General features: G+C 73.9%; 3 protein-coding genes (1 of these 3 running past the window's edge). All 3 read left to right on the forward strand.

The features are described 5' to 3' along the window. Nucleotides 1-2,001 carry the 3' end of an SDR family NAD(P)-dependent oxidoreductase gene (locus tag OHA81_RS24980; protein ID WP_443056658.1) on the forward strand. 8,568 nt of this gene lie to the left of the window's left edge, so the window shows 2,001 of its 10,569 coding nt (coding positions 8,569-10,569); its start codon lies beyond the left edge, outside the window; its stop codon occupies nucleotides 1,999-2,001. A gap of 238 nt (nucleotides 2,002-2,239) precedes the next feature. Next, the gene (locus tag OHA81_RS24985) at nucleotides 2,240-5,554 is read left to right on the forward strand and encodes a type I polyketide synthase (RefSeq protein WP_329199400.1); all 3,315 of its coding nucleotides are present in this window, start codon (nucleotides 2,240-2,242) and stop codon (nucleotides 5,552-5,554) included. Between the two features lie 32 nt (nucleotides 5,555-5,586). Then, entirely contained in the window at nucleotides 5,587-10,581 is a 4,995-nt protein-coding gene (locus tag OHA81_RS24990; RefSeq protein WP_329199402.1) for a type I polyketide synthase, read from the forward strand. The last annotated feature ends 45 nt before the right edge of the window (nucleotides 10,582-10,626 follow it).

Here is a 10,626-nt window from a genome sequence, read left to right on the forward strand (position 1 = left end):
CTGCGCGTGCGGCTCACCCCGATCGCCCACCAGGACGGGCTCGCGCTCACCGTCGCGGACGAGCAGGGCAACCCCGTTCTGTCGGTCGAGTCGCTCCTCTCCCGGCCCGTCTCGGCCGAGCAGCTGGGCGCGGGGGCGGGCGACGCCCTGCTCCACGTCCGCTGGCAGCCCGTGCCGCAAGCGGCCCCGGCCGCCGCGGGCGACTGGACGGCCTGGGAGGACGTGACGCCCGCCGCCGAGGTGCCGGCGACGGTGGTGCTGGACTGCGCCGCCGCGGCGACCGGTGACGTACTCGCCGATGTCCGGGCACACGCGCAGCGGGTCCTCGGCGTGGTGCAGGAGTGGCTGGCGGAGCCGCGGTTCGAGGGTGCGTCGTTGGTGGTGGTCACGCGTGGTGGGGTGGCTGTTGTCGATGGTGAGCCGGTGGACGTGCGGCAGGCTCCGGTGTGGGGTCTGGTGCGGTCGGCTCAGGCGGAGAATCCGGGCCGGTTCGTGCTGGTGGACACCGATGGGTCCGTGGACCTGGGTGTGGTTGCGGATCTGGGTGAGGCCGAGTTGGCGGTGCGTGCCGGTGGGGTGCTGGTGCCGCGGCTGGCGCGGCTGGCGGTGTCCGACGGTGTCAAGCCGCAGTGGGACGGTTCGGGCACGGTTTTGGTGACGGGTGGTACGGGTGGTCTGGGTGCTTTGGTGGCCCGTCATCTGGTGGTGGAGCACGGGGTGCGTCATCTGTTGCTGTTGGGCCGACGTGGTCCGGATGCTCCCGGTGTTGCCGAACTCGCCTCGGACCTGACTGAGTTGGGTGCCCGTGTGACGGTTGCCGCGTGTGATGTGGCGGATCGTGAGGCGCTGGACGGGGTGTTGGCGGGTGTGGATGGTGCGCATCCGTTGTCGGGTGTGGTGCATGTGGCGGGTGTCGCGGACAACGGTGTGGTCGGTGCGTTGACCATGGAGCGGATGGATGCGGTGCTGCGGCCGAAGGCCGATGCGGCGTGGCATCTGCATGAGCTGACGAGGGACTTGGGTCTGTCGGCGTTCGTGATGTTCTCGTCGGCGGGTGGTTTGGTGCTGGCGGCGGGCCAGGGCAACTATGCGGCGGCGAACGTGTTCCTGGACGCGCTGGCCGCTCACCGGCACGCGGAGGGTCTGCCGGCGACGGCGATGGCCTTCGGTCTCTGGGACGTCAACACCGGCATGGCCGCCCACCTCACCGAAGCCGACCGGGACCGGATGCGCCGCGCCGGTACTCCCGCCCTGTCCGAGGCCCAGGCGCTCGCCCTGTTCGACGCGTCGCTGGCGTCGGGCGCGGCCGTCACCGTGCCGCTCCAGGTGGACGCGGCGGCCCTGCGGACCAGTACCGACGAACTGCCCTCGCTGCTGCGCGGGCTGGTTCCGGCCGCCCGCAAGCGGGCCGGTGGCACGGCGTCCCAGGGCGTGTCGCTCGCCGAACGGATCGCCGGTCACGACGAGGAGGAGCGGACCCGGATCATCCTGGACGTCGTACGCGGCCACGCGGCGACCGTGCTCGGCCACGCTTCGGGCGAGGCGATCGAACCCGACCGCGCCTTCGGCGAGCTGGGCTTCGACTCCCTCGGGTCGGTGGAGCTGCGCAACCAGCTGAACGCGGCCAGCGGGCTGCGGCTGCCCGCCACGCTGATCTTCGACTACCCGAGTGCGGCGGAGGTCGCCACGTACCTCGCCCGGAAGCTGGCTCCGGCGGTCGCCGCCCCCGTACCGGCCACCGGACTGGAGGCCGACATCGCACGGTGGGAGGCACTGCTGGCCTCCGACGCGCCCACCGCGCCGCCCGTCACCACCCCCGACCGGACGCGGCTCGCCGAGCGCCTGCGGGAGCTGGCCGGCCGGCTCGACGGAGGACCCACCCACGCCCAGGGGTATGCCACGCCGGAGATCCCGGACCGTGGCGAGGACCTCGACGAGGTCACCGCGGACGAGCTGTTCGACATCCTGGACAACGAGCTCGGTACCCCCGCGACCCCCTGACCCGCCCCACTCCGGCGGGCTCGGCAGACCCCGGCCGGGGTGCGTGACAGCTGGACGACAGCCGTCACGCACCCCGGCCGTTCTGCGTGTTTCCCCTGCTCCGGTGACCCCTCTGGGCAGGGGTGGCCTAAGGGTAGGCCGCCCTCTCGGCAGCTCAGTAGCGTTCGAACCGATCAACGCCGGACTGGGTAACGCGAGCGAGTCGCCACTTTTTGTCGACCAGAGGGAGTAGGTCTCGGTGAGCAACGAGGAGCGACTTCTCGAATATCTGAAGCGGGCCACCTCCGACCTGCGGGACGCCCGCCGGCGCCTGGCCGAGGCCGAGCGCCGCCCCGGACGCCACGACGACCCGATCGTGATCGTCGGAATGGGCTGCCGCTACCCGGGCGGTGTCACGAACCCCGAGGAGTTGTGGAAGCTCGTCGCGGACGGTGTCGACGCCATCGGCGGGTTCCCCGCCGACCGGGGCTGGGACCCGGAGGTCTACGACCCGGAGCCCGGCACGCCCGGCAAGTCGTACGCCCGGGAAGGCGGGTTCCTCTACGAGGCCGCGGAGTTCGACCCGGTCTTCTTCGGGATCAGCCCCAACGAGGCCGTCGTGACCGACCCCCAGCAGCGGCTGCTGCTGGAGGTGTCCTGGGAGGCCATCGAGCGGGCCGGCATCGACCCCACCACCCTCAAGGGGAGCCCGACCGGGGTGTTCGCCGGCGTCATGTACCACGACTACGCCCTCGGCCTCGAACCCGGCAGCACCACCGCGGGCAGTGTCGTATCGGGGCGAGTGGCCTACACCCTGGGCCTGGAGGGCCCGGCGGTCAGCGTCGACACCGCCTGCTCCTCGTCCCTGGTGGCCCTGCACATGGCCGCCCAGGCCCTGAGGTCCGGGGAGTGCGACCTGGCCCTGGCGGGTGGCGTGACGGTGATGGCGACCCCCGACATGTTCGTCTACTTCAGCACCCAGCAGGGCCTGGCCGCCGACGGCCGCTCCAAGTCCTTCGCCGCCGCTGCGGACGGCGTGGCCTGCTCGGAGGGAGCGGGGGTGCTGCTCCTGGAGCGGCTCTCCGACGCGCGCCGCAACGGCCACCCCGTGCTCGCCGTCGTCCGCGGCTCCGCGCTCAACCAGGACGGCGCAAGCAACGGCCTGACCGCCCCCAACGGACCGGCCCAGCAGCGCGTGATCCGCAAGGCGCTGGCGAACGCCGGGCTGATGGCGGTCGACGTCGACGTGGTCGAGGCACACGGCACGGGAACCACCCTCGGTGACCCCATCGAGGCGCAGGCGCTGTTGGAGACGTACGGGCAGGAGCGGCCCGAGGGGCGGCCGCTGTGGCTGGGTTCGATCAAGTCCAACATGGGGCACGGCCAGGCGGCCGCGGGCGTCGCGGGCGTGATGAAGATGGTCATGGCGATACGGAACGGCGTCCTGCCGCCCACCCTGCACGTGGACGCGCCCTCGGACGAAGTGGACTGGGAAGCCGGGAGCGTTGAGCTGCTCACCGAGGGCCGTGTGTGGGAGACGGCACCCGGCGGTGTGCGGCGGGCCGGGGTGTCCTCGTTCGGCATCAGCGGGACGAACGCCCACGTGATCATCGAGGAGGCCCCGGCCGGGGCGGAGGCGGAGGGGCCGGCTGTGCGGGCCGCGCTCCCCGTGCTGCCCTGGGTGTTGTCGGCGAAGTCCCCGCAGGCGCTGGCCGCGCAGGCGGAACGTCTGCTGGAGCGGGTCTCCGCCGAAACGGACACCGACGCATCGGACATCGGGCTCTCCCTCGCGACCTCGCGCACCGCCTTCACCCACCGGGCCGTCGTGCTCGGCGACCGCGAGAGTGCGCTCGCGGCGCTCGCGGCGGGGGAGGAGCACCCGCGGGTGCTCACCGGAACCCTGCGGCGCGGCGGCCGGACGGCCTTCCTCTTCACGGGGCAGGGGGCGCAGCGCCTCGACATGGGTCGTGAGCTGTACGAGGCGTTCCCGGTGTTCGCGGAGGCCTTCGACGCGGTGTGCGGGGAGGTCGACCGGCATCTGGGGCGGTCGTTGCGGGAGGTGGTGTGGGGTGAGGACGCGGCCGCGCTCGATGCGACCGCGCTGACGCAGCCCGCACTGTTCGCGCTGGAAGTGGCGCTGTTCCGGCTGGTGGAGGCGTGGGGCGTGAAGCCTGACGTCGTCGCCGGGCATTCCATCGGTGAGCTGGCCGCCGCCCATGTGGCGGGTGTGCTGTCCCTGCCCGATGCCGCCGAACTCGTCGTGACCCGCGGCCGGCTCATGCAGGCGCTGCCTGCGGGTGGGGCGATGCTCGCCGTGCAGGCGAAGGAAGAGGAAGTGTTGCCGCTCCTGGCCGAGGGTGTGGGTATTGCTGCGGTGAACGGGCCGGACTCGGTCGTGGTTTCGGGTGTCGAGGCTGCTGTGCTGGCCCTCGGCGAGTACTTCACGGCCGAAGGTCGCAAGACCAGCCGGCTCCAGGTCTCGCACGCCTTCCACTCGGCTTTGATGGATCCGATGCTGGACGAGTTCCGTGCCGTCGCCTCCCGGCTGACGTTCTCTACGCCGCGCATCCCCGTCGTCTCCACCGTTTCGGGTGAGCTGTCGCTGGACTGGCAGTCCCCTGAGTACTGGGTCGGTCAGGTCCGCGAGGCCGTGCGCTTCTCCGACGCCGTACGGACCCTGGAGCAGCAGGGAGTGACCCGGTTCCTGGAGATCGGCCCGGACGGCATCCTCACCGGCCTCGCCCAGCAGTCGGCCGAGTCGGCCGAAGCCGTCCTCGTGGCCACCCTGCGCAGGAACCGCCCCGAGCCCGAGGCCTTGACCGCGGCGCTGGCGCAGCTGCACGTGGACGGCGTGCGCGTCGACTGGCAGGCCTTCTACGCCGGCACCGGCGCCCGGCGCGTCGACCTCCCCACCTATCCCTTCCAGCGCAGCCGCTACTGGGTCGACGCCGCGCACTCCACGGGCGGCGGTGCCCACGTCGCCCATGACGTCCCCACCGCCGAAGAGTCCCGGCGGGCGGCGGCCGATCTGCACGCCAAGCTCGACGGGCTGCCCGCCGCCGATCGGGGCCGCGTGCTGCTCGGGCTGGTCCGTACGCACGTCGCCGCCGTCCTCGGCTACGACTCCACCACCACCGTGGAAGCCGATCTGGCCTTCCGCGACATGGGCTTCGACTCGCTGGCCGCCGTCGAACTGCGCAAGCGGCTCACCGCGGCGAGCGGTTGTGACCTGCCCGCCACCCTGATCTTCGACTATCCGACGCCGCGTGCCGCCGCGGCGTTCCTGGGCGAGCGGTTGGACGCCGACTCCGTCGGCGAGGACCCGGCCGCCGCCGCGCTGGCCGAACTCGACCGCATCGAAGCGGTACTCACGGGCTTCCCCGCCGACGGCGGGGACACCGCCGTGATCGGCGCCCGCGCCGACGCCATCACGTCCCGCCTCGAGGCCGTCGTACGGCGCTGGCGCGACGCCCGGGGTACGGGCGGCGGCCCCGCCGATGACGGCACCGACCTCGAAACGGTCACCGACGAGGAGCTGTTCGACGTGCTCGACAGCGAATTCGGCATCTCCTAGCCAGCGATCAGCTCTAGATTGGTTGAGGTTCGATGAGCAACGACGAGAAGCTCCGGGACTATCTCAAGCGCGCCACCACCGAACTCCAGCGCACGCGCCGTCAGTTGCGCGAAGCGGAGGAGCTCAACCAGGAGCCGGTGGCCATCGTCGCGATGGGATGCCGGTTCCCGGGTGGTATCGCCTCGCCCGAGGACCTGTGGCAGCTGGTGGACGCCGGCCGGGACGCCGTGTCGCTCTTCCCGGACGGCCGCGGCTGGGACGTGGACGCCCTCTACGACCCGGAGCCGGCCACGCCCGGCAAGACGTACTGCCGCGAGGGCGGCTTCCTCCACGACGCGGGCGAGTTCGACGCCGACTTCTTCAAGATAAGCCCGCGCGAGGCCCGCGACACCGACCCGCAGCAGCGGCTGCTGCTGGAGGTGTCCTGGGAGACCATCGAGCGCGCGGGCATCGACCCCACCTCCCTCAAGGGCAGCCGGACCGGTGTGTTCGCCGGTGTCGTCTACCACGACTACCCGGGCGGCGGCGGTACCGGCGGGCTGGCCAGCGTCGCCTCGGGCCGCGTGGCGTACTCGCTGGGCCTGGAGGGTCCCGCGGTGACCGTCGACACCGCCTGCTCGTCCTCGCTCGTCGCGCTCCACCTCGCCGTCCAGTCCGTACGGACCGGGGAGTGCACGATGGCCCTCGCCGGCGGGGTCACCGTCATGGCCAGCCCCGACTCCTTCGTCGGGTTCAGCCAGGACCGCGGGCTGGCCCCGGACGGCCGGTGCAAGTCCTTCGCGGCGGCTGCGGACGGCACCACCTGGTCCGAGGGCGCGGGCATGGTCCTCGTGGAGAGGCTCCGCGACGCGCGGCGCCTCGGCCACCCGGTGCTCGCCGTCATCCGTGGCTCGGCGATGAACTCCGACGGTGCCTCCAACGGCCTGACCGCGCCCAACGGCCCTTCCCAGCAGCGGGTCATCCTGCAGGCCCTCGCCTCCGGGCGGCTGACCCCCGCCGACGTCGACGCCGTGGAGGCGCACGGCACCGGCACCACCCTGGGTGACCCCATCGAGGCGCAGGCCCTCATCGCCGCCTACGGGCGCGAGCGGCCCGCCGACCAGCCGCTGTGGCTGGGTTCGTTCAAGTCGAACATCGGGCACTCGCAGGCGGCCGCCGGGATCGGCGGAGTCATCAAGATGGTGCAGGCGATGCGCCACGGTGTGCTGCCGCGCACCCTGCACGTGGACGAACCCAGCCCCAACGTCGACTGGAGCGCGGGCAGCGTACGGCTGCTGACCGAGCCGATCGTCTGGCCGGAGCGGGGTCACGCCAAGCGTGCGGGCGTGTCGTCGTTCGGGCTGAGCGGCACGAACGTGCACGTGATCGTGGAGGAGGCCCCGAAGGAGGCGCCCGGGGCGGGCGAGACCCCGTCGGAGGAGACCCGGGCAGACGGCATTCCGGCAGATGGCACTCCGGCGCAGGTCCGGGCGGACGAGACCACGGCGCCCGGGGCGGGCGGCCGGACGGCCGAGGCCCCCCGGCCCGTCCCGGTGCCCGTCCTCGTCTCGGCCCGCCGCCCCGAGGCGCTCGCCGCGCAGGCGGCCCGCCTCGCAGACCACGTGGACGCCCACCCCGACCACGCCCTCTCCGACACGGCCTGGTCCCTGGCCACCACCCGGGCCGCCCTGGAACACCGCGCCGTGGTCGTCGCCGACAGCTACGCGGAGCTGACCCGCGGCCTGCGCGCCCTCGCCGCCGACCCGACGCTGCCGGCCCCCGGCACCGTCACCGGCGCAGCCCGCCCCGACGCGCTGACCGCCGTACTCTTCACCGGCCAGGGTTCCCAGCGGATCGGCATGGGCCGCGAACTCCATGCCGTCTACCCGGTGTTCGCCCGCGCCTTCGACGAGGCGGTCGCCGCCCTCGACGCCCACCTCGACACCCCGCTGCGCGACACGATGTGGGGTGAGGACAGTGCGCCGCTCGACGCCACCGGCCGGGCGCAGCCCGCCCTGTTCGCCTGTGAGGTGGCCCTGTACCGGCTCGTCGAGTCCTGGGGCGTCCGGCCCGACTTCCTCGCCGGGCACTCCATCGGCGAGCTGGCCGCCGCCCACGTCAGCGGCATCCTCACGCTCCCCGACGCCGCCCGGCTCGTCGCCGCCCGCGGCCGCCTGATGCAGGACCTGCCCGGGGGCGGTGCGATGGCCGCGGTCGAAGCCGGCGAGGAGGAGGTGGAACCGCTGCTCACCGCCGATGTGGGCATCGCAGCCCTCAACGGCCCCCGCGCCGTCGTCGTCTCCGGCACGGAGGAGGCGGTCACCGCGCTCGCCGAGCACTTCCGCGCCCAGGGACGCAAGACCAAACGGCTCGCCGTCTCGCACGCCTTCCACTCGCCGCTGATGGAGCCGATGCTCGACGCGTTCCGCGCCGTCGCCGAGAGCATCCGCTACGGAACCCCCCGCATCCCGATCGTCTCCACCGTGACCGGGGAACTCCTCGGCGCCGACGAAGCCGCCCACGCCGACTACTGGGTGCGCCACGTGCGCCAGAGCGTCCGTTTCAGCGACGCGGTGGGACAGCTGGCGGCCAAGGGCGTCCGCACCTTCCTCGAACTCGGCCCCGACGCCGCGCTCACCCCGCTCGGCCCCGACTGCCTCGGCGACGCCGACGGCGACGTGGCCGCCGACGCCGACCGGCCGGTGTTCACCGCCGCCCTGCGGCGCGGCCGGAGCGAGGAGCGGGCGCTCGCCGAAGCCGTCGCCGCCGCTCACGCGCAAGGGGTCCACGTCGACTGGGCGGCCTACTTCAACGCCGCGGCAGCCGGGGTGGGGTCCGGCCCCCGGCGCGTGGACCTGCCCACCTACGCCTTCCAGCGCAAGAACTACTGGGCGCGCCCCGACCAGGTCCCGACCGCCGCCCCGGCCGCAGCCCACCCGGCGGAAACCGGCTTCTGGGAGGCCGTCGAACGCGCCGACGCGGCGGAACTCGCCGAGCGGCTCGGCCTCGACGCCGACACCCTCGCCCCCGTCCTGCCCGCCCTCACCACCTGGCGGGCCGGCCGCCGCGAGGCCTCCGCCGTGGACGCGCTGCGCTACCGCGTCAGCTGGGTCCCCGTCCCCGACCCGGCGCGGCCCGCCCCGCTCGACGGTGACTGGCTCCTCGTCCACGCCCCCGGCCAGGACCCCCTCGCCGCCGTCTTCGCCGACGCGCTCACCACCCGGGGTGCGCGGCCCGTCCTGCACACGACCGGCGCGGGCGGCCCCGTACTGCCCCCGGCGCTGCCCGCAGCGCCGGCCGGGGTGCTGAGCCTGCTCGCCCTGGACGACACCGACCACCCGGAGCACCCCGAGCTGTCCCGCGGCCTGGCCGACACCGTCGCCCTGCTCCAGGCGCTGGCCGCACGGGAGTGCACCGCCCCCGTGTGGTGCCTCACCCGGGGCGCCGTCGCCACCGACGAGGCCGACTCGACCGCCCGGCCCGTGCACCCCGCCCAGAGCGCCGTCTGGGGCCTGGGCGCGGCGCTCGCACTGGAGACCCCCGCCACCTGGGGCGGTCTCGTCGACCTCCCCGCCGGGGCGGAGCCCGAGGGCGAAGCCGCCGAACGGCTCGCGGGACGGCTGTGCGACATCCTCGGCGGAGCCACCGGGGAGGACCAGGTCGCGCTGCGCCCCGAGGGCACGTACGGCCGCCGCATGACGCGCCCCATCCGGCCCGACCCGGCCGGGCCGTGGCACCCGCGCGGCACCGTCCTGGTCACCGGCGGCACCGGCGGACTCGGTGCGCACGTCGCCCGGATGCTGGCCGCCGACGGCGCGGAGCACATCGTCCTGGCCGGCCGGCGCGGCCCGCAGGCCCCCGGCGCCGCCGAACTCGCCGAGGAACTGCGCACGTCGGGCGTGCGGGTCTCCGTCGAAGCCTGCGACATCGCCGACCGCGAAGCCGTACGCCGCCTCCTGGACGGACTGACCGGCCTCACCGCCGTCGTCCACGCGGCCGGACTGCCCCAGCGCATCGCGCCGCTCGCCGAACTCACCCTCGCGGACCTCGCCGAGGTGGCCGCCGCCAAGGTGCTCGGCGCCCGCCACCTCGACGAAATGCTCACGGACACCCCCCTCGACGCCTTCGTGCTGTTCTCCTCCGGCGCCGCCGTGTGGGGCAGCGCCGGGCAGTGCGCGTACGGCAGCGCCAACGCCTACCTCGACGGCCTCGCCCACTCCCGCCGTGCCCGCGGCCTCGCCGCCACCTCCGTGGCCTGGGGCTCCTGGGACGGCGGCATGGTCGACGCCGAACTCGCCGCCGTGATGCGCCGCATCGGGGCACCCGCGATGCGCCCGGAGCACGCCGTCGGCGCACTCCGCCGGATCCTCGCGGGCGTCGCCCCGCACGCGGTGGTCGCCGAGTTCGACTGGGAACGTTTCGCCCCCACCTACGCGCTGGCCCGCCCACGACCCCTGTTGAACGCACTGCCCGAGGCGGTCGCCGCCCTCGGCACGGACCCCGCGACGGGCGCCGGTGAAGGCACCGACCTGGCCGCCCGGCTGGCCGGACTCGGCCGGGCCGACCAGCTGAGGACACTGCTGGACCTGGTACGCGGCCACACGGCGGCCCTGCTCGGCTACGACGACCCCGCCGACGTGGGCGCCGACCGCGGTTTCACCGACCTGGGCTTCGACTCCGTCGCGGCCGTCGACCTGCGCAGCCGCCTGGTCACGGCCACCGGCCGGCCCCTGCCGACCAGCATGATCTACGACCACCCCAGCCCGGCGGCGCTCGCCGGCCACCTCCACTCGGAGCTCTGCCAGGACGAGAACGCCGGTGAACTGCCGGTGCTCGCCCAGCTGGACCGTCTCGAACAGGCCGCCGAAGCGCTCGGTGCCGACGAGATCGAAGCCACCCGCATCACCGCCCGGCTGCAGAGCCTGCTGACCCGCCTCACCGCGACCCTCGACGCGACGGCCGGTGCCCACGGCATAGGCGGCCGGCTCGAATCGGCCTCCGCAGACGACGTCTTCGCCTTCATCGACAACGCACTCGGCCTCACCTGACCGGCGCGACCGCGCCCCGGTGCACCCGACCCCGGATCGACTCGA

Origin of the sequence: Streptomyces sp. NBC_00667, from assembly GCF_036226825.1 — a bacterium.
Taxonomy (GTDB): Bacteria; Actinomycetota; Actinomycetes; order Streptomycetales; family Streptomycetaceae; genus Streptomyces.

Bases quoted from the DNA above. Each gene is read 5' to 3' on its own strand.
- OHA81_RS24990 (WP_329199402.1), top strand. From the start codon at position 5,587: ATGAGCAACGACGAGAAGCTCCGGGACTATCTCAAGCGCGCCACCACC.